The sequence below is a fragment of the Salicola sp. AFF1 genome, from assembly GCF_056783195.1.
On record NZ_JBXAYL010000001.1, the window covers coordinates 107,761 to 132,414 of the forward strand.

The 24,654-nt window shown below is 61.3% G+C and carries 22 protein-coding genes and 1 riboswitch; of the genes, 8 read left to right on the forward strand and 14 right to left on the reverse strand.

Annotated features, from left to right (window positions below; genetic code table 11):
• Positions 1 to 3 precede the first annotated feature (3 nt).
• From AC1RQI_RS00590 to AC1RQI_RS00615, 6 genes are all read right to left on the reverse strand, one after another.
• Complete coding sequence (locus AC1RQI_RS00590) at positions 4 to 948, reverse strand: Gfo/Idh/MocA family protein (RefSeq protein ID WP_481903230.1); 945 nt, start codon at positions 946 to 948, stop codon at positions 4 to 6.
• A 54-nt stretch (positions 949 to 1,002) separates the two neighbouring features.
• Positions 1,003 to 2,277, reverse strand: coding sequence for a Vi polysaccharide biosynthesis UDP-N-acetylglucosamine C-6 dehydrogenase TviB (tviB, locus tag AC1RQI_RS00595; protein ID WP_481903231.1), 1,275 nt, complete (start codon positions 2,275 to 2,277; stop codon positions 1,003 to 1,005).
• A 1-nt stretch (position 2,278) separates the two neighbouring features.
• Positions 2,279 to 2,614, reverse strand: a complete 336-nt coding sequence (locus tag AC1RQI_RS00600; protein WP_481903232.1) for a MarR family EPS-associated transcriptional regulator — start codon at positions 2,612 to 2,614, stop codon at positions 2,279 to 2,281.
• A 206-nt stretch (positions 2,615 to 2,820) separates the two neighbouring features.
• Complete coding sequence (gene hepT, locus AC1RQI_RS00605; RefSeq protein ID WP_481903233.1) at positions 2,821 to 3,243, reverse strand: type VII toxin-antitoxin system HepT family RNase toxin; 423 nt, start codon at positions 3,241 to 3,243, stop codon at positions 2,821 to 2,823.
• Positions 3,228 to 3,623, reverse strand: coding sequence for a type VII toxin-antitoxin system MntA family adenylyltransferase antitoxin (gene mntA, locus AC1RQI_RS00610; protein WP_481903234.1), 396 nt, complete (start codon positions 3,621 to 3,623; stop codon positions 3,228 to 3,230). The genes hepT and mntA overlap by 16 nt, the downstream gene beginning before the upstream one ends.
• Positions 3,624 to 3,635: 12 nt before the next feature.
• Complete coding sequence (locus tag AC1RQI_RS00615) at positions 3,636 to 6,887, reverse strand: DEAD/DEAH box helicase (RefSeq protein WP_481903235.1); 3,252 nt, start codon at positions 6,885 to 6,887, stop codon at positions 3,636 to 3,638.
• Between the two features lie 167 nt (positions 6,888 to 7,054).
• On the opposite strand from AC1RQI_RS00615, the gene AC1RQI_RS00620 reads away from it, so the two are divergent.
• On the forward strand, positions 7,055 to 7,978 hold the full coding sequence (locus AC1RQI_RS00620; RefSeq protein ID WP_481903236.1) for a branched-chain amino acid transaminase: 924 nt from the start codon (positions 7,055 to 7,057) through the stop codon (positions 7,976 to 7,978).
• On the opposite strand, the gene AC1RQI_RS00625 is transcribed toward AC1RQI_RS00620, so the two are convergent.
• Genes AC1RQI_RS00625 through AC1RQI_RS00635 form a run of 3 tightly spaced genes read right to left on the reverse strand, consistent with a single transcriptional unit; the run spans position 7,979 to position 13,018 of the window.
• The gene (locus AC1RQI_RS00625; RefSeq protein WP_481903237.1) at positions 7,979 to 8,926 is read right to left on the reverse strand and encodes a Wzz/FepE/Etk N-terminal domain-containing protein; all 948 of its coding nucleotides are present in this window, start codon (positions 8,924 to 8,926) and stop codon (positions 7,979 to 7,981) included. It lies immediately after the preceding gene.
• A gap of 28 nt (positions 8,927 to 8,954) precedes the next feature.
• On the reverse strand, positions 8,955 to 11,498 hold the full coding sequence (locus AC1RQI_RS00630) for an SLBB domain-containing protein (RefSeq protein WP_481903238.1): 2,544 nt from the start codon (positions 11,496 to 11,498) through the stop codon (positions 8,955 to 8,957).
• 26 nt (positions 11,499 to 11,524) lie between these two features.
• Complete coding sequence (locus tag AC1RQI_RS00635) at positions 11,525 to 13,018, reverse strand: capsule assembly Wzi family protein (protein WP_481903239.1); 1,494 nt, start codon at positions 13,016 to 13,018, stop codon at positions 11,525 to 11,527.
• Positions 13,019 to 13,167: 149 nt separating this feature from the next.
• On the opposite strand from AC1RQI_RS00635, the gene waaA reads away from it, so the two are divergent.
• Positions 13,168 to 14,439 (forward strand): lipid IV(A) 3-deoxy-D-manno-octulosonic acid transferase, encoded by a 1,272-nt coding sequence (gene waaA, locus AC1RQI_RS00640; protein ID WP_481903240.1) that lies wholly within the window; start codon positions 13,168 to 13,170, stop codon positions 14,437 to 14,439.
• Here the strand turns inward: waaA and AC1RQI_RS00645 are convergent.
• Complete coding sequence (locus tag AC1RQI_RS00645; protein WP_481903241.1) at positions 14,408 to 15,829, reverse strand: TolC family outer membrane protein; 1,422 nt, start codon at positions 15,827 to 15,829, stop codon at positions 14,408 to 14,410. The two genes, waaA and AC1RQI_RS00645, sit on opposite strands and share 32 nt — an antisense overlap.
• Positions 15,830 to 15,916: 87 nt before the next feature.
• Positions 15,917 to 16,039: riboswitch (TPP riboswitch) on the forward strand.
• A gap of 83 nt (positions 16,040 to 16,122) precedes the next feature.
• On the opposite strand from AC1RQI_RS00645, the gene thiC reads away from it, so the two are divergent.
• From thiC to AC1RQI_RS00670, 5 genes are all read left to right on the forward strand, one after another.
• A complete protein-coding gene (thiC, locus tag AC1RQI_RS00650) occupies positions 16,123 to 17,916 on the forward strand; it encodes a phosphomethylpyrimidine synthase ThiC (RefSeq protein ID WP_481903242.1) in 1,794 nt (597 codons plus the stop codon).
• Positions 17,917 to 17,932: 16 nt separating this feature from the next.
• A complete protein-coding gene (locus tag AC1RQI_RS00655; protein ID WP_481903243.1) occupies positions 17,933 to 18,559 on the forward strand; it encodes an NUDIX domain-containing protein in 627 nt (208 codons plus the stop codon).
• A complete protein-coding gene (locus tag AC1RQI_RS00660; protein ID WP_481903244.1) occupies positions 18,559 to 19,017 on the forward strand; it encodes a DUF1249 domain-containing protein in 459 nt (152 codons plus the stop codon). Before AC1RQI_RS00655 ends, AC1RQI_RS00660 begins: the two co-directional genes overlap by 1 nt.
• A gap of 93 nt (positions 19,018 to 19,110) precedes the next feature.
• Complete coding sequence (gene cpdA / locus AC1RQI_RS00665) at positions 19,111 to 19,911, forward strand: 3',5'-cyclic-AMP phosphodiesterase (protein ID WP_481903245.1); 801 nt, start codon at positions 19,111 to 19,113, stop codon at positions 19,909 to 19,911.
• The gene (locus tag AC1RQI_RS00670; protein WP_481903246.1) at positions 19,901 to 20,488 is read left to right on the forward strand and encodes a YqiA/YcfP family alpha/beta fold hydrolase; all 588 of its coding nucleotides are present in this window, start codon (positions 19,901 to 19,903) and stop codon (positions 20,486 to 20,488) included. Before cpdA ends, AC1RQI_RS00670 begins: the two co-directional genes overlap by 11 nt.
• 17 nt (positions 20,489 to 20,505) lie before the next feature.
• Here the strand turns inward: AC1RQI_RS00670 and AC1RQI_RS00675 are convergent, their stop codons facing one another.
• The 4 genes from AC1RQI_RS00675 to AC1RQI_RS00690 all read right to left on the reverse strand — a co-directional run bounded on the left by AC1RQI_RS00675 (position 20,506) and on the right by AC1RQI_RS00690 (position 23,953).
• The gene (locus AC1RQI_RS00675) at positions 20,506 to 21,009 is read right to left on the reverse strand and encodes a hypothetical protein (protein WP_481903247.1); all 504 of its coding nucleotides are present in this window, start codon (positions 21,007 to 21,009) and stop codon (positions 20,506 to 20,508) included.
• Positions 21,006 to 22,226 carry an AAA family ATPase gene (locus AC1RQI_RS00680; protein ID WP_481903248.1) on the reverse strand — a complete coding sequence of 407 codons (1,221 nt, stop codon included), beginning with the start codon at positions 22,224 to 22,226 and terminating at the stop codon, positions 21,006 to 21,008. Before AC1RQI_RS00680 ends, AC1RQI_RS00675 begins: the two co-directional genes overlap by 4 nt.
• Before the next feature lie 79 nt (positions 22,227 to 22,305).
• A complete protein-coding gene (locus AC1RQI_RS00685; protein WP_416633642.1) occupies positions 22,306 to 23,181 on the reverse strand; it encodes an HDOD domain-containing protein in 876 nt (291 codons plus the stop codon).
• Positions 23,182 to 23,293: 112 nt separating this feature from the next.
• A complete protein-coding gene (locus tag AC1RQI_RS00690; RefSeq protein ID WP_481903249.1) occupies positions 23,294 to 23,953 on the reverse strand; it encodes a histidinol-phosphatase in 660 nt (219 codons plus the stop codon).
• A 178-nt stretch (positions 23,954 to 24,131) separates the two neighbouring features.
• On the opposite strand from AC1RQI_RS00690, the gene rppH reads away from it, so the two are divergent.
• Positions 24,132 to 24,644, forward strand: coding sequence for an RNA pyrophosphohydrolase (gene rppH, locus AC1RQI_RS00695; RefSeq protein WP_416633644.1), 513 nt, complete (start codon positions 24,132 to 24,134; stop codon positions 24,642 to 24,644).
• The last annotated feature ends 10 nt before the right edge of the window (positions 24,645 to 24,654 follow it).

Sequence of the window (24,654 nt, forward strand, 5' to 3'; positions counted from 1 at the left end):
GCGTTATTTGTTCAGGAAGGGATGGTAATCGCCTTCCGGTTTGGTAATTTCCGCGTCGCGGATGTGGGCGACGGTTTCGATGGCGGTGCGGTTTTCTTCCAGTCCGAAGCCCTGGCCGGCGAGGATGCCCTCGTAGCTGCGGGTATGGAGGTCCGCGAAACCGCCGGAGAATTCGATTTCCTCGCCGTCCACCGTGATGGAGCGGAAGGTGCGTTGGCCGTCGTTTTTGGCAGCCTCAGGTACGTCTTCGTAGTTCAGGGAGAGGAACCAGCGGACTCGGGCCTTTTCGTATTCCAGGTAACCCGAGGCGCAGCGGTCTTCGCGATGGTGCACCACGTTCGCCTGAAGCTTACCGAACAGGTAGTGGAGCATGTCGTAGAAGTGCACGCCGATGTTGGTGGCGATGCCGCCAGACTTGTGCTCGTCGCCCTTCCAGGACTGGGTGTACCAGTGGCCGCGCGAGGTGATGTAGGTGAGGTCCACGTCGTGCTTGTGGTCGCTTGCCTCGTTCTGGATCTTCTCGCGCAGGGCAATGATGGAAGGGTGCACCCGGAGCTGGAGGATGGTGTTCACCTTGCGTCCGGTGTCCCGCTCGATTTCCTGTATCCCGTCGATGTTCCAGGGGTTGAGCACGATGGGCTTTTCACAGATGGCGTCGGCGCCGGTGCGCAGGGCAAAGCGCATGTGGGAGTCGTGCAGGTAGTTGGGTGAGCAGATGGAGACGTAATCGATCTCGTTGCCCTTGTTCAGCCGGTGGAGCTTGTCCAAGTGCCGGTCGAACCGCTCGAACTCAGTGAAAAAGTCGGCATTGGGGAAGTAGCTGTCGATGATGCCGACGGAGTCGTTGGGGTCCAGGGCGGCGACCAGGTTGTTGCCCGTGTCATGGATGGCTTTCATGTGGCGGGGGGCAACAAAACCGGCTGCGCCGATGAGGGCGAAGTTTTTCATGTCAGGTTTAAGACCTTTGGTTTGCAGGTTGTCAGTCTGGAGATGAGCGCTTTGCTACAAGCGGGCGTCGACCGCTGCTTTTGGCAGCGCGTATTTCACATCAAACAGAATGTGGTTGGGCTTGCCCAGTGCTCTTAGCTTGTCAGCGCCTTCGCCCAGAAAATCATCGTGGGCCACGGTGAGGATGATGGCGTCGTATTCGCCTTTCTGGGGCGCCTGAATGAGGTTGAGGCCGTATTCGTCGCGGACTTCCTCTGCATCGGCCCAGGGATCCCAGACGTCGACGTTGGCGTGGAAGCCTTCAAACTCGCGCACCACATCCACCACCCGGGTATTGCGGATGTCCGGGCAGTTTTCCTTGAAGGTCAGGCCCATGATCAGTACCCGTGAGTCCACCACCTGGATGCGGTTGCGCGTCATGTGCTTGATGACGGTGTCCGCCACATGCGGGCCCATGGAATCGTTGATGCGCCGGCCCGAGAGGATCATCTCCGGGTGGTGGCCGATGGCCTGGGCCTTGTGGGTGAGGTAGTACGGGTCCACACCAATGCAGTGGCCGCCGACCAGCCCGGGGTGGAACGGCAGAAAGTTCCATTTGGTACCGGCGGCTGCCAGAACCTGTTGGGTGTCGATGCCCAGCTTCTGGAAGATCAGCGCCAGTTCGTTGACCAGGGCGATGTTCACATCCCGCTGGGTGTTTTCAATGACCTTGGCCGCTTCCGCCACCTGGATTGAGGCGGCTTTATGGGTGCCGGCGGTGATGATGCTGGCGTAGAGCCCGTCAATGAACTCGGCCGCCTCTGGTGTGGAGCCGGAGGTGACCTTGGGAATCGTGGGCAGACGGTGCTGCTTGTCGCCGGGGTTGATGCGCTCGGGGCTGTAGCCGACGGTGAAATCCCGGTTGAAGACCAGCCCGCTTTCAGCTTCCAGCAAGGGCACGCAGGCCTCTTCGGTGGCGCCGGGGTAGACGGTGGACTCAAAAACGACCGTGTCGCCGCGTTTCAGTGCCCGCCCTACGGTCTTTGAGGCGGCCCGCAGGGGTGTGAGATCCGGGGTCTTGAACGCATCAATGGGCGTGGGGACAGTGACGATGAAGACGGTGGCCTCATTCAGGTCGGCCGGCTCGCAGCTGTACTGGATGTTCTCGGCTTCGGCCAGTTCCTCGGAGGTGACTTCCCGTGTGCGGTCGATGCCGTCTTTGAGTTGGTCAACGCGCTCTGGGTCGATGTCGAAGCCGACGGTGGCGTAGTGCTTGGCGAATTCCACGGCCAGGGGGAGGCCGACGTAGCCCAGGCCGATGATGGCGATGGTTGGGGTCACAGTGTGCATCTCAGGTTTGGGGGGCTTGGGCCGCTACTTCCTGTTTGAGGGCCTCGATTTCCTGTTCGATCCGTTCGTGTTCCTCCAGTTTGCGTTGGAGGAACCGCCTTGTGACCCGCGCTTTTTCCGTCACGCCTGCTGGTGTGAGCTTGTACAGGTACGCGCTCTTGTTCTGGCTGTTGCGGAAATTTTCCGCCTTGATCCATCCCTTCTCCTTGAGGGCCTTGAGGCAATAGTTGAGCTTGCCCAGGCTGTAGCCGAGCTCGGTGGCGAGCTGGCGCTGGGAGAGGTTGGGGTTGTCCGCCAGGGTGCGCAGGAGGTGGTAGCGGTCGTTGTCTGTGAGCATGTTGCAACAAGGATGGAAGGCGGCTGGGCACGCTACCGCCCCGGGGCGTATCCCCCCGTTGCCGTCAATGGGTGCGCTTTCGTAGCGCGTTCAGTGCCTGAACGCTGAATTATAGCAAGGGAGCCTATGAGAGCAAATGTGTTCGGTAGCGTCTGAGAACTTCTTCATCTCTTGGGGGTAATCTGGAGCTATGGAGACGGCTGGGGTCAGCTCAGGTCTGTGGCTTCTGCGATAGAGCGGGCGAACTGTCGGAATTCGTCGAGGTGTTCGGTGCCGATGGCGTGAACGATTCGCCAGTCCACTTCCTCATAGGCGTGGACCATGATGTTGCGGAAACCCACGGAATGGCGCAGTTGGGTAGCCAGAGTTGGATCAATGACGCCCGCTCTGGTAAGCAGCTCAAAGGACTCGCCCATGCTCTGGGGAGCGGGAAGTTCAGGATGGCGCGATACCCAGTGGGAGGCGATGTCCACGCAGAGCTGGATGGCGCGGGTCAGGTTGAGGGCGACAATGTCCTGGCTGTCCGGGTCGTCCGCCAGGGCCTCGCTTGTCGCGGGAATGCGTTCCTGGACCCGGCCCACGCAGCGTCGCAGCGATTCCAGCTTCTGTTCAATCAGCCGTTCAGCCATGCCTGGCGCTTCTCCCGGAGGATGCGTTGTTGCAGGGGAACGAAGTCTTCGTTCTCCATGATGTTGCGGTAGATGAGATTGCCCCATTCGTCATCGGCGTCATGGATGGGGGTGGCGTTGGCGATGATCTCACTGAGCAGTGGTTGGCCGGCGGTTTGAAGGTCAACCAGGTCGATGGGCCGGTTGAACGCCAATGCAAGCGCGTTGCTCATGGCGATCTTCCGGTTGCTGCTCAGTGGTTGGGGCGCCAGAACGCCAACATCCAGATCGCTATCCGGTGTCTGCCGGCCCTTGGCGACAGAGCCGAAGGCAACAATCAGCCGCAGTCCTTCAAAAGGCTGCAGTGCTTGGAGGATCCGTTGTTCAGTCTCGTGGTCCATGGGCGCATTATGTCACGCGCCGATGGGCTGGAACAGAACCTGAACGTCCTCCGCGGTGAGCGCACTGGAGAAGCTGCCGCCTTCACCGTAAACGGATTCCGCCAGCGCGGCCTTGTCGGCTTTGATGGCTTCCATGCGTTCCTCCACGGTGCCTTCGCACACCAGGCGGTAGACCATGACTGGCTTGTCCTGGCCAATGCGCCAGGCGCGGTCCGTGGCCTGGTCTTCCACGGCGGGGTTCCACCAGGGGTCATAGTGGATGACGCAGTCGGCGGCGGTAAGGTTGAGGCCCACGCCGCCGGCGCGCAGGCTGATGAGGAAGATGGGGACCTCGCCGTTCTGGAAGCGGCTGATGGGGGTGTCCCGGTCCCGGGTGTCGCCGGTGAGCAGGGCGTAATCCAGGTGGCGCGACCGCAGTTCCGCCTGGATCAGCTCCAGCATGCTCGTGAACTGGGAGAAGATGAGAATGCGCCGGCCTTCTTCGAGCAGCGCCGGCAGCATCTCCATCAGGTAATCCAGCTTGGCGGAGTTCAGGCGTTTGGTGGCGCTGTTCTTAACAAGCGCGGGGTGACAGCAGGCCTGGCGGAGCTTGAGCAGGGCTTCCAGGATTTCGATCTGGCTGCGGCCCACGCCTTTTTCCTGCATCAGCTGGCGCACTTTCTGGTCCATGCTGGCACGCACGGTTTCATACAGGTCGCGCTGGGCGCCGGTCAGTGTAATGGTGCGCGTGATCTCGGTTTTTTCCGGCAGTTCGGGGGTGACCTCTTCCTTGGTCCGCCTCAGGATGAAGGGGCGGATGCGGCGTTGCAGTGCCTGGTGGCGTTCCGTGTCGTTGTATTTTTCGATGGGGGTGCGGAAGGTTTCACGGAACTGGGAGCGGTCCCCCAGGTAACCGGGCGCAACCAGCCCGAACAGGGACCAGAGCTCTTCCAGGTGGTTTTCCATGGGGGTGCCGGTGAGGGCGATGGTTTGCTGGGCCGGCAGGGCCATGGCGACCTGAGTGGTGGCGGCGTTGGGGTTCTTGAGCTTCTGGGCCTCATCCAGGATGACGACTGCCCACTGGGTGTTGGTCAGGTGTTCGCGGTCACGGGTCAGCAACGGGTAGGTGCTCAGAACTAGGTCCGCTTCGGGCAGCACCTCGAGCTGGTTATGGCGTTGGGGGCCATGGAAGGTGAGCACCTGCAGCGCCGGGGTGAAACGCTGGGCTTCGTGGCGCCAGTTGGGCAGAACACTGGTGGGGCAGATGACCAGTGCGGGGGCAGTGAGCTGCCCGGCCTGCTTGAGCGTGTGCAGGTGCGCCAGGGTCTGCAGGGTCTTGCCAAGGCCCATGTCGTCGGCAAGGATGCCGCCCAGCCCGGCCCGGTGGAGAAACTGCAGCCAGTCCAGGCCCTGTTGCTGGTAGTCCCGCAGTGTGGCGTGGAAGCCCTCGGGCACCTGGGTGTTGGGCAGTTGCTCAAAGTCTGCCAGCTCCCGGGCGAGGTTCCCGAGGTTGTGCTCGGAGCGCCATTCAGCCTCGGATTCGCCCATGACCCGGGCGGCTTCCATGCGCGAAAGGCGCAGCTGGCCCTCGCGGGCATCGCGGTCGCGGTAGAGTTCAAGGGTGACCTGCAGCAGCGGCTTGACGCGTTCCGAGGGAATGCGCAGCAGTGACTGGTCATCGTGCAGCCACAGGTGGCTGGGGAGGCTCAGCTCGCCGTCCTCGGTGGTGTCCATCTCGTCGCGCAGGTGGTCCAGTCCCTGCAACAGCAGGGGCACCAGGTTGATGGTCTGGTCCTCGTGGACGATACCGAGCTCCAGGTTGAACCAGCCCCCTTCGGTGTCGGCTTCTGCCTGCCCGTACCACTGCTGGGGCTCGACCACCGGCACGTCCAGGTTCTCATCCATGATGATCTTCCAGCCAGCGCGTTCCAGCTTGGGAACATGCCAGGCGAGCAGGTCGAGCCAGTCACGGTGCCGGCTGAGGGTGAACAGTCCGTCGGGGCCGTAGGGTTCCAGCGGCGGATAGCTGCGGACCTGCTGCATCCAGGCTTCCTCCGCTTCCAGCTGGCGGTGGATCACCACCGGTGAGGCGTCGGTGTGCTCGGTGTGAACCGGGTTCTGCTGCAGGTGCCATGGGATGTCGAACCCGCCATAGCGGAAGCTGACGCGGATGAGCGGGGTGGCCTGCGAGGCCCCGCTCTGTTCCGGGGGTATCTGCGCGAGCGTCAGGGCGGGTTGTGGGGATTCCGAGATGACCTCCAGTGAGTCAATGGCAGGTGGTTCCGGGGCCTGGCACGCGTTCAGCAGTGGTTCGATGTCCGGCAGGTGCTGCTGCATCTGCTCCAGGGTCAGCACAGGGGCCTCAAGCAGCAGACGGGTTGCCGTGGCGTCACCGGGCATTTCAAGGAGGCCGATGAGGCCCTGGGCCTCATCCAGGTACAGGGCGGGCTCCGTGGGAATGTAGCGTACAGCGCCGGATTCGGTGGTCAGCTTTGGGTACAGCGTGGCATCGTCGTTCTGATGCCATTCGATGTGCCCCTCCAACGCGGGGCCGGCCCCCAGGGGAGCGTCCGTGTGCTGCCAGAACAGGCGTTGCGTTGCCTGGGCGCTCTGAAGGAAGTGGTAGCCCGTGCGGCCCTGAGGCTGCAGGGCGTAGTGTCTCTGGTCCAGCAGGTTGCGGAGCCAGCCAATGGTGTCCACGTCTTCCGGTTGGATGTAACGGGGCCGGTCTTCACCCAGCGAGGTCTTGGCCCAGGTGCTGTTGTGCTGGACATTGCTCCCGAAGGTGCCGTCCTTGCGGCGGCTGCCCTTATACACCTCAACGCTCACGCCTATGCCCCTGGGGGCGGGGGTGAGCACATAGGCCAGCCGGTCGGGCGGGGTGCTGGCGCGGTTTCTGGCCTGGTACTGGTGGAGTTGGCCCAGCCAGGCCTGGAGCTGAAGGTCGGTGCTGCCGATCTGGTTCTGGATGTGCGAATGCTGCTCGCTCAGCTGCAGGGCTTGCATCAGCATGGCGGCGGTGTGCTTGCAGCTGACTTCAACAGGGCAGCTGCAGAGGCTGCGTATTCGTTCCGGGTGGCCTCGGTCGATGATGGCGGTGCATTGATACTGCTTGGCGCCACTGCCGCGAACCGTGGCGTCAAAACGCAGCAGGTTAAACCCCTCCAGCGCCCGCTTGAGGCCCGTAACGCGCCCTTGGGCAAAATAGTCATCACCCCGTTCCAGGGTCAAGAAATCAAAACTGGTGTTCAGGGCTGAGTCCAGTATATCGGCTTCGTCATGCATAGGGCGGCGGTTGTGCGTTGGGGATGGGGAAGAATATGAGAACTGGATTGTATCAGGTGGATCGGGGCGCGGGTACAGATTCTCACCCGGGGTGGGTTTGCTGCTAGAATCGGATGCTTGGCGCTACGCCGGACTGAACAGACAGCAGAGAAGAGGAGTTGGCGGCAATGTCGATGGCGGATCGTGATGGTCTTATCTGGCTTGATGGGGAACTGGTGCCCTGGCGTGACGCCAAGGTGCATGTGCTGACCCATACGCTGCATTACGGCATGGGGTGTTTTGAGGGGGTGCGGGCATACAGCACCGGGGAAGGGCCGGCGATTTTCCGTCTCCAGGACCATACCCGGCGCCTGTTCAACTCCGCGCACATCCTCAACATGGCCATGCCCTACGATGAGGAGACCCTCAACGAGGCGCAACGGCTGGTGGTGCGCGAGAACGGTCTGGCTTCCGCCTACATCCGGCCCATGGTGTTTCTGGGCTCCGAAGGCATGGGGTTGCGCGCGGATAACCTGAAGGTACACGTCATGATTGCCGCCTGGGAGTGGCCGTCCTACATGGCGCCCGAGGCGCGCGAGCAGGGCATCCGTATCCGCACCTCCTCGTACACTCGTCATCACGTGAACATCACGATGTGCAAGGCCAAGGCCAATGGTAACTACATCAATTCCATGCTGGCGCTGAATGAGGCCATGACCTGCGGTTACGACGAAGCCCTGCTGCTGGATAATGAGGGCTATGTGGCCGAGGGCACTGGTGAGAACCTGTTCATCGTGATCAATGGTGAGCTGCACACGCCGGAGCTGACTTCCTGCCTGGACGGCATTACCCGCCGGAGCATCCTTGATTTTGCCCGCGAACTCGACATCCCTGTTCGGGAGCGGCGGATCACGCGGGATGAGATCTACATCGCGGATGAAGCGTTCTTTACGGGCACTGCCGCCGAGGTACTGCCCATCCGCGAGCTGGACAATCGTACCATTGGCAAGGGCAGCCGCGGCCCCATCACGGAACAGTTCCAGCAGATGTACTTTGATGCCGTGGAGGGCAAGCGGGAACGCAACCGGGATTGGCTGACACTGGCCGGCTGATCAGGCCGGCTCAGGTGCCCTGAGGTTCCTGATAAAGGAACGCACAAAGACCGCAAAAACGCTTAGCATGCCGCCCAGCATGGTGGCCAGGATGCAGATGAGTGCCCGTTGTGGGGCGCTCTTCTCTTCCGGGATCACAGCGGGGTCAATGGTCTGGAACACGTATTCATCCTGGGCGTTGGCCAGCATCACGGTGCGGGTTTCCTTCTCGATCAGCTGGTAGAACACCTGCTGCATGCCGGTAATGCTGGTTTGCTGGACCTGCTCCTTCAGGTAGTCGATGCGATCTTGCGCTTCCTGGACGTCCTGTTGGCGCATGTGCTCATTGATGTCGGCGACAAGCTGCTCGACCCATTGCTGGGCGGCCACAGGCGACTGGTTCTCAATGCTGACGGTGATCATGCCGGTCTCACTGGGCTCCGAGACCGAGAACATGGCCCGGAAGCGCTTGACCAGGTCCCAGTCCGTTGGTTTGAGGCTCTCCCCCTCTTCGTTCTGTTGCCATTCATCGGTGTCCGGGTTATAGACCTCGGGATCAATGCGCCACTCACTGGTTTCCTTATCCCAGCCTTCCGTGGCCAACAGGGGCACGGCCAGGTCATGGCGACGGATGAAGTCCGCAAGAAATGCCCGTGATTGCAGGATTTCCTTGGCGATGATGGTCTTGGAGCCCCCTTGGCCGCCAACATCCACGCCGGCCATGCTGGCAAGGCTGCCGAGCTGGCCGCTGATCTGCGGCCCTTGCTCTTCATCGGCAGGAGCCAGTATGGCTTCCGCCCGGTACTGGTTTGGTTGCAGCAGCGCATAGGCCACGCCGCCAATGGCAAAAAGCACGGTAATGCTGATGATCAGCCATTTACCGTGCCAAAGGGTGAGGATGAGGTCGCGCAGGTCAATCTCATCGTCATGGTCATAACGCTCGGCGCTGTGGGTCTGGTGTTCGCTCATGCCGTTGTCCTGTCTCCGTTACTGACCATCAGAGGTTGCTGATCGCGGCGGCGCCGAGCGACATCTGGTAGATGATCTGGCTCACGTCCGTCCAGAGCTGGAGCTGGCTCAGCTGGTCCACGTCCATGGGCATGATCACGGTATCCCCTGGATGGAGCTGGGTCCGGTTCGACGCGAACCAGTTGCTCCGGTTGGGCAACGAGACAGAGCCATCGGCGCGGATGATGTAGACCCGCTCTTCGTCCGCCTGGCGGTTGGGCCCGCCACTGCGTTCGATGTAGTCGCTGAGGGTCAGCCCTTCCTCGTGCAGGTGGTTGGTGGGGTACTGGACCTCGCCCAGAACGGAGACCGATTGAGGCTGCTCAGGGACAGTGAGCGAGTCGCCGGCTTGCAGGCGAATACTCTGGTAGTCGGGATCGTTGAGGGCTCGTTCAAGATCGATCACCATCCGACCAACCGGGCGGGCATCCTTGACCCGGTCCAGGAGCTGTTGCATCTGCTGCTGACTTTGTTGCTGGTTGGTGAAGTCCTTGCCTTCAATCTTCTGGCCGAGGAGTTGGCCCCGGAGCTTTTCCCTGGCTTCGCGCAGGCGTTTGGCTTCGCGTTTTTTCAGTGATTCACGCGTGAAAACCGCGCCTTTGGGAAAGGCGTACCGGGTGAGTCCACCCGCGCGCTGGACGACGTCCGCCAGGGTTTCTCCCTTTCTGAGGCTGTAGGTGCCAGGGAAGCGGATTTCGCCCTTGAGCGTCATGGTGCGATTGTCGTCGAAGGCGGGGATGGCTTTGACCTGGATGCGATCCCGGCTTTGCAGCTGGAAGCCGCTGATTGAGCCGCCGTTTGCCAGGGGGGTGAGGTCCAGTTTGCGGATGGCGCGCTCACCATCACCCTGTGCGTTACGCTCAAGGCGGGAAACTTCGGCTTCGTGCAGGGAGGCACTGTCCTTGAGGCCGCCGGCGAGCTGGAGCAGCTGCTTGAAGGAGCGGTTCTGGGGGATGGGGTAGCTCCCGGGGTAGCGCACTTCGCCGTTGATGGAGGCCACTGGCGCTGGTTGGTTCGGCGTTGACTGCTTGCGGAGCCGCTCAATAACGCTGCCGAGCATTGTCTGGCGCTGCCAGTTCTTATTGGTCGACTTGGGGTCATCGGCTTTGGCTCGATCCGCAAAGAACAGGATCCGGTCTTTTTCCTGAAGTTTGGGGTCGGCTGCCGTGCCAGGGTTATTGGCGACGGCCCTTGGATTCACGAAGTGCGTTGTGATCCGGTCGGTGTCGGCGTCCCTGCGCACCAGCAGGGCTGAATCGTGATCGGCTGCCTCGTCCAGGTCGGTTTCCAGGTTGGAAATCAGTGAGCTCAGGCGCATGCCAGGCATCCAGGCAAAGCGCCCTGAGCGTGTGACAGCGCCGCGCAGTTCCACGTACTGGCCGGTGACGTCCGCGATTGAGGGCACGCGGATCCGGTCGCCAGCCTTGACCCCTGTGTTCAGGCCCTTCGCCCTGGAGGCATCGGCTTCGCTGAGCATCGTCAAGAAGTCGTCATTGATGCGCTCAATGCGTACCCGCCGGGGATAGGCCTGGTCGGTCATCCCGCCGGCCAGTTCAATGACCGATTCAAGCGTTTTCTCGTCGCGCAGCTCGTACCGGGCGGGGCGCTGAACCTCACCGCTGATGCCGACGCGTTTGCCAACGGGGGGGATGAAGATGACATCGCCGGCCTGCAGTCGGGCGTCATCGCTGCTGTCGCCCTCCAGAAGCAGGTCGTAGAGGTCGAAGGTGCCAATGACCTCGCCGTCACGCTTGTGCTGGATGCGCCGCAGCGAACCGGTCTTCTCGATACCGCCGGAAACAAAGAGCGCATTGGTCAGGGTGGAGAGAGAACTGACCGTATAGGCGCCTGGGTTGCGGGCTTCGCCGAGAACGAACACGCGCATGCTGCGCAGCTCGCCAAGGCGGACACTGGATTGGACACCAATGAAGCGGTCCGAGACAACCTTCTGGATTTCATTGCGCAACTCATTGAAGGTGAGCCCGGCTACGCTGTAGGGGCCGATTTCAGGCAGCGCGATGGTACCGTCCCGGCCGACGGTCAGGCTGTATTCACCGGTCTTCTTGCCATAGAGCTGAAGCTGGAGGGTGTCGCCGGTGCCAATGGTGTAGCCGGAAGGCACGGGAACTTCTGTCACGGGCGCGAAGGTGGAGGGTTCGCCCTTGAAAAGCTCGTACCCGAAGGCCTTGAGGGTATCGCTCTTGCCGGCCTTGCTGGCGCCCCCGTTCCCCTCGTTCTTCGAGCCGGAGGCGTCACTGCCGTCGTCACTGGTATTCTTCTGTTGCTGGACTACGGGCTTATCAGGCTGTTCCAGGGAGTTATCGCCGCTGTTCTGGCGCTGGCGCAGCTGGTCTATGTCCACGCCGTATTGCTCCGCCAGCTGTTGCTGCTGGGACTTGGGCAGCGACATGAAGCGGTCAATGTCCGACTGGGACAGGTTCTGGGCCATGCTGGTGAGTGGTACCAGCAGGGTGCCCAGAATGAGTAGGGCGGTAATGAACCGGATTCTTGGCATGTTGGCTCGCTGCGTCATCGGTTGGTGTTGATCCTTCAGAATGGTCAGAAACGGTAGCGCCATTCGCCGCTGATGCGCCACTGGTCCAGATCCCCGCTCAGGGTTTCAATGGACTGGTCGGCGTAACGGGCTTCGGCGCTGAACCAGCCCTGGGCGATTTCAGTGCCGAGACTGAGCGACACCTGGGTCAGCGTCTGATCGCTGGCGGGCACGAAGTAGTCCACATCACTGGATGGGGCCTGGATCGTGGTTGAGTCGTCGGTGTTGAGCTCGATGCGCGATAGCCGGGCCCCCAGGTTGGTACCGCTGCCGAGAAAGTGCCAGCCCCCCAGGGTCAGCATGCGGGCGTCGCCGCCCTGGCTGGCTGCCATGTTGCGGCCCCGGTAATGCTGCCCGGAGTGGTAGCGGCTGTGGCTGTAGGTGATGTTGGGCATGGCATCGCCACTGAGGTCATTGGCAATGGTGTTGCTGTATTCGATGAACCATTGCTGTTCCGCTCCAAACCAGGTGCTGGTGGCGTCGCTCCCCAGCAACCAGGATTTGCGGGCCGGGAAGGCGCCGGCTTCATCCTCGCCCATCATCTGGGTGTAGACGCCCACGGTGCTGGGCCCGAGGTCGGTGCCGTAGCGGATATCCACGGCGCCGAGCTGGTCGCCGGGGTCCTCTTCCCCAAGCTGAGCGTTATCGCGACCGATCAGGGCATTCCAGTAGGTTGAACCGCTCTCGGAGTAGCCCTCCCCGCCGAGCATGATCAGGCGCGAAAATCCGATATCCAGCCCCTGGAGTGGGCGGATCGTCAGGCGCATGCCAAGAACCTTGGGCTCCGGGACGGCGCGCTCATCTTCAAGCTCGCCCAGGAAAGCGGTGACGTCCCAAGGGCCGATCCACTCCAGCCATTCGGATTCCGGGGCGGTGGCGTTGAGGCGGTTGATCCATACTGAGGGAATCGGGCGTGCGTTGTTGGACAGGATCAGGCTCGATTGCCAGCCCGGTCCCCACCAGCGTTCGATGCTGCCAACGCCGACGATCCAGTTGCCGGTGGAAAAGGCAAGGTAGGAGCCGTCCGCCCGGAGTGTATCGTCGTCATTCGGCGAGGAGGTGTAAGAGGGCGACAGGCCGAGTGCCCAGTGATTGCCAATCCACTCCAGGGTCAGGCCCGCCTGGCCGCTCTCCTGGGGGGAGGCATCGAAGCCCTGAATCAGCGCCCCGTCGCTGGCGCTGGCGAGCGATCCCTCGGCGTGAAATCCCCGGCTGGCTTGTTGCTGGCGCTCAAACTTGAGGTAACTGAGCGTTGTATCGGGCTTTGAGCCGGTGGTGCTGGCCCTGCTATAACCCTGTTCGAGGTTGCCCCACATCAGTGGCCAGGTGGAGGTAGTCCGGTCCAGGGAGCCGGTATCCGACAGTTTCTGCGCTGAATAGCGTGCCCGGATGTCGCCGGGCTCCTGCCAGGGCGCTGCAACGGCGGGAGACCCCATGCCCAGCATCAATGCCAGGGTGATGGGCCCGATGAAACGGCATAGTGTGGCGGTTTGACTCATACTTGCAGCGCATTCCTTGGGCGTCTGGTAGGCGATTTAAGCTACCACAGAGGCTGGCAGGCACCAAAGGTGGAATCATGCATAAGCGTGATGCGTCTCAGGGACTGTGCCAGAATGCGCGCACACTCTAGGAGGGAGCGATGCCCGCGATGGGTCGATGGTTGTATTCTTTGTGTCTGTACCTGGCATTGCCTGGTGTGCTCGCGTTTCTCTGGTACCGGAGTCTGCGTGAGCCGGGGTACCGGGGCAGTGTGTGCGAGCGCTTTGGGCATGCCGCACCGGCAGGGGTGAAACCGATCTGGGTGCATGCGGTATCGGTGGGCGAGGTCCTGGCCGCGGTCCCCATGGTCCGGCGCTTGATGGCGCAGTTCCCGGAGCGGTCCGTGTTGATTACCACCATGACCCCCACCGGAGCGGATCGGGTGCGGGAGGTTTTTGGTCATCAGGTGGCTCATCGCTATATTCCGTACGATCTGCCGCACATGGTGAACCGCTTCCTGCGCCGGATGGATCCCGCCATTCTGGTGATCATGGAAACGGAGGTCTGGCCGAATCTTGTTCATGGCTGTGCGCACCGGCAGGTGCCGGTTATCCTGGCCAATGCCCGGCTTTCGGAGAAGTCCGCTGCCGGCTATGCACGGGTAGCGCCCCTGTCACTCCCGGCCTTTGATGAACTGGACTGGATAGCCGCCCAGGCGGAACCGGACGCGCGCCGGTTTGTGGAGCTGGGGGCGAAACGGGCGCGGGTGACGGTAACGGGCTCCATCAAGTACGACGTGAGCATTCCGGAGACCGTTTGCGGTGAGGCTGCGGCCCAGCGGGCTGCCTTTGGAGAGAATCGCCTGGTCTGGATCGCCGCGAGTACCCACGAGGGCGAGGATGGCCCTCTGCTGGACGCACACCAGCGCCTTCTGGCGCGTGATCCGGAGGCCTTGCTCGTCCTGGTGCCACGCCACCCCGAACGCTTCGGGGCGGTGGCCCGGCTTATCGCGGACAAGGGGCTGACGGTGGCGCGTCGCGCGGCGGGTGACGACCCGGCGGCTGCGCAGGTCTATCTGGCGGATACCATGGGTGAACTGTTGATGCTGTTTGGCTGTGCGGACGCAGCTTTTATTGGCGGTTCATTCATTGAGCGTGGGGGCCACAACCCGCTGGAGGCGGCTGCCTGGTCGTTGCCCGTGCTGACCGGCCCGCATGTGTTCAATTTTGCCAGTATTTTTGAGCACCTTGCTGATGAGCAGGCAGTGCGTTTTGTCGATAGTACCGATGCCCTGGCTGCCGCCCTTGAGGAGCTGGCGGGCGATGCCTCGGCCAGGGCGTCGCTTGGCAAGCGGGCCCGGGCCGTTGTGGATGCCAACCAGGGAGCGGTAACGCGCCTGGTGGAGGGAATCAGTTCCCGTCTTCCTGCTCCTCCCGGGTAACCTGGCGTGCCAGGCGCTCAATGCCGGGCGCCGTAGCGCTCAACCAGCGGTCGAGGCGCTGCAGGTTCTGCGGGCTCAGGGTGCCGGCGACCTGCTTCAGGCGCAGCGTGTTGAGCACATAGTCGTAGCGGGCATTGGCGTAATCCCGAAGGGCCACGTAGTAGTTCTGTTCCGCGTCCAGTACTTCCACAATATTCCGGGTGCCCACGTCATAGCCCGCCCGGGTGGCTTCGAGTGCACTGCGGCTGGAGACAATGGTCTGGCGCTGGGCCTCGATGGTCTGGATGTTGGTGGTGATGCGACGGAACAGAGAGCGGGCATCCAGCCGCACGTTGCGCCGGACGGTATCCAGCTCCCGTTGCGCCTTGTCCGTCTCTGAGCGCACCCGCCGGACGCCGGCCTGGGTGCCGCCGCCGCTGTACAGCGGAATGTTCAGGGACAGACCCACGGTGGTGTCAGTCCGGGGGTAGTCTTCCATCGGGTTAGTGGGCCGGGGTGGCGCGCCGCCTCCGGGCGCGCCACCGGCGGCCGGGAGATCAAAGTTGGTGTCCTGATGCTGACGCTGGACCTTCGCGAACAGGTCCAGCGTGGGCAGATGCTCGGAGCGCGCCGCGCTGAGTTTCTCGCGGGTGGCTTCCACGGTGAGCTGCTGCGCCTTGAGTTCCCAGTTCTGTTCCAGTGCGGTCTGTGCCCAGGCCTTGGGGCTGTCTGGATCCGGGCTGCTGATGGGGAAGTCGGTCTCCAGGCGTTCCAGTGAGTCCGGGAACTGGCCGGTCAGCCTTGCCAGGCTTTCACGTTCAATGTCCAGCTGGCTCTTGGCGGCGATGCGCTGGGAGCGGCTGGCGTCGTAGCCGGCACGGGCTTCTTCCACCTCGGTAGTGGCCACAAGCCCCACGTCATAGCGTTCCTTGGCCTGTTCCCACTGGCGCCGGAGCGCTGCTTCCTGAGCCTGGGCGGTGTCCAGTTCGTCCTTGGCGCGAAGGACGTTGAAGTATTGTTCCGCAACCTTGAGCATCAGGCCCTGCTCGGCGCGTGACAGCTCCGCGGCCGCCACCTCGCTCTGCTTCTGGCTGGCCTGGAAGCCGTACCAGGCATTGGCCCGGAACAGGGGCTGGTTGAGCTCCAGGCCGTATTGGTGACTGGTGACGTCCCCATCCACGGTGTTGACTTCGGTATAGGTGGATTGGGCAGAGGCGTCCAGCTGGGGCAGCAGCGGGGCCCTGGACTCATCCACGGCCGCTTCCCTGGCCTGCCGGGCGGCCCGGGCGGCGGCCAGGTCTGAATCGTACGACAGGGCCTGTTGGTAGACGTCCATCAGCCCTTCGCCATAGGCATGGGTTGTGGGGAGCAGCAGGGCCGCCATCAGTACTGGAAGAGCGCGCGCTTTCATTGGTTCCCTCAAGCGTTGATCAGGGTGGGTCGTGACCGGCGGTCACCATTATGGACAAGTTGCCGGGCAATCTCTAGACTCGAATGGACTGTCTTGACGGGGTGCCGGAGACGGGGCGGCTTGTGCCGCCGCGCCGGCTGAGATTGCGAATGCAGAACCCGCAGACCTGATCCGGTTAGCACCGGCGTAGGGATCGAGACAAGCGTGCCACTGGTGTAACGCGTGAATCTTTCCTAACAGATCTGCTTCTGCGTTCTCCCGTCCGTTCAACCACCAACGGAGGAGAACCATCCATGAGCCCATCCGATCAGCTTCTGAGCGAGAACGAGCGCGTTAACGACGCGACCATTGACCAGTTGCCGGCATCGCGCAAGGTGTACGTGTCGGGCAGCCGTCCGGACCTGCGTGTTCCCATGCGTGAGATCCAGCTCAGCCCGACCGATACGGCCGAGGGGCCGCAGCCCAATGACCCGGTACAGGTGTATGACACGTCCGGCCCCTATACGGACCCGGAAACCACCATTGACCTGCGCCAGGGGCTGACGCCGTTGCGCGCCAGCTGGATTGAGGAACGGGGTGATACGCAACAGCTGCCTGAGTTCAGTTCTGAAACCACACGCCAGCGTCTACGCGATCCCAGGCGGGATGCTTTCCGCTTCGGCCGCCCGCCCAAGCCCAGGGTGGCCAGTGAAGGGGGGAACGTCAGCCAGATGCACTATGCCCGCCAGGGCATCGTGACACCGGAGATGGAGTTCATTGCCATTCGGGAGGGCGTCAGCGCGGCGTTCGTGCGCGATGAAGTGGCCCGGGGGCGCGCCATCATTCCGAACAATATCAACCACCCTGAATCCGAGCCCATGATCATTGGCCGCAACTTCCTGGTGAAGGTCAACGCCAACATCGGTAACTCGGCGGTGACCTCGTCGATCGAGGAAGAGGTGGGCAAGCTGACCTGGGCGATCCGCTGGGGCGCGGACACCATCATGGATCTCTCGACCGGCAAGGACATCCACGAAACCCGCGAATGGCTGCTGCGTAATTCGCCGGTTCCGGTGGGGACGGTGCCCATCTACCAGGCCCTGGAGAAAGTGGATGGCGTGGCCGAGGACCTGACCTGGGAACTGTTCCGGGATACGCTGATCGAGCAGGCGGAGCAGGGCGTGGATTATTTCACCATCCATGCTGGGGTACGCCTCCACCATGTGCCCATGACGGCGGAGCGGACCACCGGCATTGTGTCTCGTGGTGGCTCCATCATGGCCAAGTGGTGTCTGGCGCGCCATGAAGAGAGCTTCCTTTACACCCACTTCCGGGAAATCTGCGAGATCATGAAGGCCTATGACGTGGCCTTTTCGCTGGGGGATGGTTTGCGCCCGGGTTCCATCGCGGATGCCAATGACCGCTCCCAGTTCGCCGAGCTGGAGACACTGGGGGAACTGACCAAGATTGCCTGGGAGTATGACGTCCAGTGCATGATCGAAGGCCCGGGCCATGTGCCCATGCACCTGATCCAGGAGAACATGGAGCGCCAGCTGGCGTGCTGTGACGAGGCCCCCTTCTACACACTGGGGCCGCTGACAACCGACATTGCGCCGGGCTATGATCACATCACCTCCGGGATTGGCGCCGCCATGATCGGCTGGTATGGTTGCGCCATGCTCTGCTACGTGACGCCAAAAGAGCATCTGGGCCTGCCCAACCGGGAGGATGTTAAGGAAGGGTTGATGGCCTACCGGATTGCGGCGCACGCGGCAGACCTGGCCAAGGGCCACCCCGGAGCCCAGCGGCGGGATGACGCGCTTTCGAAGGCACGTTTCGAATTCCGCTGGGAAGACCAGTTCAACCTCGGGCTGGACCCGGAACGGGCCCGTGCCTATCACGATGAAACCCTGCCCAAGGATTCGGCGAAGGTGGCGCACTTCTGCTCCATGTGCGGGCCCAAGTTCTGCTCCATGAAAATCTCGCAGGAAGTGCGTGACTACGCGCGGGAGCATGGCCTGACCGAGGAAGCGGCGTTGCAGGAAGGAATGGCGGATAAGTCCGCGGAGTTCCGCGAGCAGGGAGGGGATCTGTACCACGAAGTATGAGCGCAGTGAGGCCCTGATGGGAGAGCTGGACAGTACCTTCAACCATGACGATGTCACCCTCGAATCCGATGAGGTGCTCTATCAGGGCTTCTTCCAGCTGCGTGGGCTGAGGTTCCGCCACCGGCTTTTCAGTGGTGGCTGGAGCCCCTCCATGCACCGTGAAATCTTCTGGCGCGAGAACTGCACCTGTGTGCTGCCCTATGATCCCTGGCGGGATGAGGTGGTGCTGCTGGAGCAGTTTCGGGCTGGTGCCCTGGGTCGCCAGGCCTCGCCCTGGTTGCTGGAGGTGGTCGCTGGCATCAATGAGCGTGGAGATGATGGCGAAACCACCGCCCGGCGTGAAGCGCAGGAGGAAGTGGGGCTGACCCTCGGGCGTGTGGAGCGGATCTGCGACTATCTGGCCTCCCCCGGCGGTACCAACGAGCTTGTGCACCTTTACGCGGGCTGCGTGGATGCGCAAGGCGCTGGCGGTATCCACGGCCTTGAGCATGAAAACGAGGATATCCGCGTACAGCCGCTGGCCTTCGAGACGGCGATGACGGGATTGCGTTCAGGCCGCATCTGGAATGCGCCGGCCATCATGGCCCTGCAGTGGCTGGCCCTGAACCGGGAGCGGCTGCGGTATGAATGGGGGGCTGGCTGATGGCGCAGGGGTATGTGCCGGACCTGACCCGCTTTGCGGCGGTGTGCGAGGCCAACTACCATCGGCTCAGCCACCTGGAGCGCCTGGGCACCGACCCGGACACCGACGTGTTCTTCCGGCTCCGCGATGGTGATCGTCACCTGGGTGACGTGCACCTGTGCCGGCTGGAGAAGGCGCGTTTCACCGAAACCTGGTATCTGGAGCAGGTGGCGAACAACGGTCGCTGGCTCAATAACCCGCGGATGACGGTGCGCGCTTACCACGACGTGGCCATGCTGGAGGTGATGAGCTGTTTCCGGCATGGGCGGATCCAGGCGGTGAACCCCTATCCCAATGCCCGCATGCATCTGCCGGATGAGAAACTTCAGATCAACCTGTTTCTTGCGGACTGGCTGGATTTCTGTCTGAAATTCGGCCAGGCGGCGGATCTGGACTCGGTCTGGAGCATGGAATCCTGAACGCGTGATGACGATCCCTGAATCCGGCGGGAAATCAGACTGTCAATTCGCTATATTGAAGGGCATATTGATTTAAGGGAGCTCACAGCCACCATGGATGCCGCCACGGACCCGCTGCATGTGCTGCAGATCACGGATCCCCATCTGTTGGGAGATCCGGACGGGCGACTGCTTGGGATGAACACCCGCCGCACGCTGGATGCCGTGCTGTCGCATGTGCGGGCGCACTATGGGCAGCCGGATCTGGTTCTCGCCACTGGGGATATTTCCCAGGATGGCAGCGACGCTTCCTATCAGCACTTCCAGGAGCGGACCGCCTTTTTTGAGGGGCCGGTCTTCTGGTTTGCTGGCAACCATGATGTCCTTGCGGCCATGAGCCGGACCATCGCGGGCACCCGGTCCGCGGAACGGCGGTATCGAGGCCGTGGCTGGCAGTTGATCTTCCTGGATTCCTCGGTACCGGAGCAGGTGCACGGGCACCTGGGCGAGCAGGAGCTGGCGTACCTGGAGGCGTGCCTCAGGGAGTACCCCAATGACCATGCCCTGGTCTGTCTTCACCATCACCCCGTGCGTATCGGTGCTGAGTGGATGAATACCATCGGCCTGCAGGATCACGAAGCGCTCTTTGAGGTGCTGGCGCGCCACTCTCAGGTGCGGGGCCTGCTCTGTGGGCATATCCACCAGTCCCTGGACCAGCAGGCCAATGGCTGGCGCATGCTGGCGTCGCCCTCCACCTGCTTCCAGTTTCTCCCGGATTCGCAGTCCTTTGCGGTGGACTCGGCACCGCCGGGGTACCGCTGGCTGGTGCTTTATCCGGATGGGCGCATCCGTAGCGGGGTGGAGCGCATTGCTGATAAGGACTACGGACTGGAGATTGACAGTATTGGCTACTGACGACCCGGACCTGATCTATCTGCATGGTTTCCGGAGCGCACCCGCTTCCGAGAAAGCGGGTGAGCTGGATGCGTGGTTGTACGAAACCGGCTACCAGGGTCGCTGGTTCATTCCCCAGCTGGCCACCACGCCTGAGGAGGTTGAGGCGCAGCTGACGGACCTGATTGAGGCTACACCGGGGGCCGGGCCCGGACTGATCGGCAGTTCCTTGGGTGGCTTCTTCGCCATGGTAATGGCCGAGCGGTATGGGCTGGCGGCCGTGCTCATCAACCCGGCGGCTTATCCGTACCGTCAGACGGAGACGCTGTTGGGGGACCATGCCAATCTCTACACGGGCGAGCGCTTCCATGTGACGGAACAGCACCTGCGCCAGCTTGAGGCCATGGATCCGGGGACGCTGTCACACCCCGAGCGTTTGATGGTCCTGCTCGAGACTGGCGATGAAACGCTGGACTACCGGGAAGCCGGCGAGCGGTTTGCGCAGACCAGGTGCCTCATCCATGAGGGCGGTAACCACCGTTATACGCGGTTCCGCGAGCAATTACCGGCCATGCTGGATTTCCTGCGCCGGTTTTGAGCAGAAAGAGCCGATTGCTATCGCAGTTTATCACGCAACTCTGGTATAGGAGCATTTGGGGCCCGGTCCAAAACCATTTGCACTCGGATTCCGTGCTCTCTTTCAAGCCTCTCTTGCTTCGGGCGGTCAAGCTGACCATTGGAGACGATGATGTATTTTTTGCGAACCGGTTGATTACCTGGGGCATTGCCGAGAGCGTTGCATAACGTCCTATATTGGGGGCGGTGGTCGCGGACATAAGCAAGTTGTTCAAATGCATGGGGGATGTCGCTCGTCCCCTTGAGTTCGACAAGGACAGCCCATTTGCAGTTGTGTCCCTGTAGTAAAAACAGGCCATCACACTTGGGAAAATTGTCATTTAGAGCGCCCCCATCAATAACAATCGTTTTGGCGCTCTCACCATTTCTGGGGGTGAGCCGCACTCTTTTCCCGTTTTCTTCAAGTGTTCTATCATCTAGGCACATCGTGTGCACGTTTCCCATGCGTCCGCACACACAGTCTTGAAATGGGTCAAGATTCATGGCTGGCTCGTGTCCCACTCAATGTCACGCATCCGATCGTAGAGTTCGTTTACGGTATTGAACTCCGTTAAAAGACTGTCTTGAAGTAGTTCTGAATCCCGATCCAATAAGTCTTCCATGCCTTCCAGGGTGGCTCTATAAGCGCGAATTTCGGCGGATGATAAAGGCAGCAATGACCGGATTTCCGGGTCGTCAATGGCCATGTTGGGGATCTGGTGTCGCTTCAGGTGGTTATTAACCGTTTCAACGACGTACGGGCTGTGGGTTGTCATGACGAACTGGGTGCTGGGGAAGGTTTTGAGCAAATCTCCGATGACAGTTCTTTGCCACGCGGGATGTAGGTGAAGATCTACTTCATCAATCATAACCAAAGCCTTTGCGTGAAGTGGGTCCTTCAGATGTGGGTTGGCCGTTGCCATCCGGACACTCAGGTCAAGAACCAGTCCCAAAAGCGTCTTGTAGCCGTCACTCAGTTCGACAATATTGAGCCATTCGCCGCGCTGTCGAACCATGAACCGTAAAGGGTTGAGTGCAATTTGGGGATCCTCGAGATCTGGGAAGCAGCTAGTAATAGCACGTCTAACGGCATCTAACTCAGGAAGGCTGGCATTGAAATCCTTGAGATCCCGCTGCAAGCGGTGTTCTTCATTTTCTTTGTTATAAAACCAGATAAATGCCGAACGGAAGCTGCTGTGTGCCCCCAGTGCATCATGCAATGCTTCAAAGCGGTTGTGCGCCTCTTGGAAATTACGGCGTCTTAGTGGAGGGTCCAGTAGAGCGCGGCTTACGCTGTAGTAAGCGTAAACAGGCAAGGTGAAGGATTGGTTTTCATTATAAGGATCAATGACATTTTCATCAAGATAACGGTGAAGGAGCTGTGTCCCACATCCTTTAGGGATCTCTGCTAGTGTTTTCTGGCTTTGATCACGTCGCAGAGTGCGGTCCCACTCCAACCTTGACGGAGTGGAAACACTGACCCGCGCATACGCAGCCAATTGGTTGTTTTTTTGGTGTATATCACCTTGTTTATTAAATGTAATGCCAGATATGTTCGGTAGGTGGCTGGAGATCTCACCTAGGGCAATAGCGATCCCATCCAGAACGGCGGTTTTGCCGGTTCCATTTTCCCCTACCAAAAGGGTAAGTCGGGTGCCAAGTTCAACATTAAGTTTAGCTTTGTTCCGGAAATTCCTGAGTTGAACTTCATTCAAGTGCATGGGATAGAGCCCTGATTTGACTGATACTGCAGAGGACCCTATGCAATCCGGCGCAGGGGGTCAAGTTTTAACGATCGTGTTAATAGTTGCAGTAGACCGCAATCCCCATATCCCGGAAGCTTTGTACCATTTCCTCAAGGTCGTACTGCGTCAGCCCCGTGTGGATCAGTACGTCGTTCTCCAGGCGCTGCCATTCATAGTCCTGCTCCTGCTGGCCCAGGATTGAGAAGTTGCCACAGATGTGCTCCGCAATCTTGAGGATGGCCAGAAGGGTCTTGCGTTCCTGGGCTCGCGTCCCGGTCTGGGCAAAGACCTGCTGTACGTTGTGGTGTTCCGCGATGACCTCGCACAGGTGTGCTGGCAGGTTCCAGGAGCGGGCCACGTAATAGCCGACCACGGCGTGGTTGGTGTTCAGTATCCGGTTTTCCACATCAATCAGCCGCGGTTCGGAGCGCGCGTAGCTCTCCATCATGACGTCGTTGTAGTCGGGGAAGCGCTCCATCATCAGCGGAATGCCGGCGTTGTGGAACAGCCCGATCGCGTAGGATTCATCCGGGTTCTTGGCCCCGATGGCCCGGGCCACATGGGCGGACACCTGGGCGATATCCGTGGCCGTGTCCCAGAACCGCGTCATCGCCCTGATAGCCTGATCGGACATCTCGCCCTTGATGCTCAGGCCGTTGATGATGTTGATGACCGTGGTCGGACCCAGAAGCGAGACGGCCTGCTCAATGGACGAGATCTGGTTGCTGTGCTGGAGAAAGGGGGAGTTGACGAACTTGAGCATCATCCCGGAAAGGGAGACATCCTGGCGGATCAGCTTGGCGATCTGGTCAATGTCCGGGTCCGGCATCGCCTGCTCCATCTGCAGGTCCACCATGATCTGGGGCTGCGGCGGGATCCGGATGCCCTGAAGGACGTTGTGGATCTGTTCGTCGGTCAGTTCCGCGGGCATAGCGGCTCCGTGTTCCTGGCCTGTAATGGCCACATCCTAACCCAGGTGGCGTGCCTGGGCTGTAACGGTTTGTTCAGGCCGCCGGCCAGAGCTGCTTCCGCCGAGCGCCTAGTCAGGTGCCTTGCAGCTCCATAATGGGCCAGCCCCGGTGCTGGGCGACATCCCGCAGGGCCGGATCCGGATTGGTCGCCACGGGATAGGGAACGGTCTCCAGAAGTGGCAGGTCGTTACGGGAATCGCTGTAGAAGTGGGCACCGTCCAGGGTTTCAGAACGGCTCAGCAGCCATTCCTCAAGGCGCGTGATCTTGCCATCCCGGAAGCAGGGCGTGCCGGCTACCCGCCCGGTGAAGGCGCCATTGTCAACTTCCGGCTCGGTGGCAATCAGGTGCTCAATCCCCAGGCGTTCGGCAATGGGTTCGGTTACGAAACGGTTGGTGGCGGTGATGATCAACAGGGTCTCGCCACGCTCGCGGTGGCGGTTGATCAGCGCTTCGGCGGCGGGTTCAATCATGGACTCCACCCGCTCCTGCATGAACCGTTCCCGGAGCTGGTTCAGGGTGGCCAGCGTGTGGCTTGCCAGTGGCTCCAGGGCAAAGGCCAGGAACGCTTCAATGTCCAGTCGGCCGGCTTCGTAATCCCGATAGAACTCGTCGTTGCGTTGCCGGTAGCGTTCCCCGTCCACCATGCCGTTGTCGATCAGGAACTGGCCCCAGGCGTGGTCGCTGTCACCATTGAGGAGGGTGTTGTCCAGGTCAAAGATGGCTAATGTCACGGCTCTGTGGGCTCCGACGGAAATTCCGGGCAAGGATATCACAATCGGCCATCCGCGCAGGAGCATGGGGGACCTGTTGGTGGGTGGGGCGGTTGTGCCGTTTGCCGAGGGGCTATCAATTCTGGAAAAATGACACTAACTTACACGTAGAAGATGAATAACAAACAGGGGTGTTGCCGTGATTGACTCCGACGGATTCAGACCGAATGTCGGAATCATGCTGGCGAACCACCGGGGGGAGTTGCTCTGGGCCAGGCGCATCGGCCAGGACGCCTGGCAGTTTCCACAGGGAGGCATCAATGAGGATGAAACACCGGAGCAGGCCCTCTATCGCGAACTGATGGAGGAGATCGGCCTGGAATCATCGGATGTCCGGATCATCACCACAACCCGGGGATGGCTGCGGTATCGCCTGCCCCGGCGCATGGTCCGAAGGGATTCACGCCCGGTGTGCATCGGCCAGAAACAGAAATGGTTCCTTCTTGAAATGCTGTCACCCGATGCACGGGTGAGGGTTGATCGCAGCCATAAACCTGAATTCGATGGCTGGCAGTGGGTCAGCTACTGGTACCCGCTTGGGCAGGTGGTATCGTTCAAGCGCGAAGTCTATCGCAAGGCGCTGAGGGAGCTGGCGCCCGGGGTATTCAGGTTACAGTCAAAGGGGCAACCGCCGGCCCGCCAGGAAAGCTGACCGATTATGA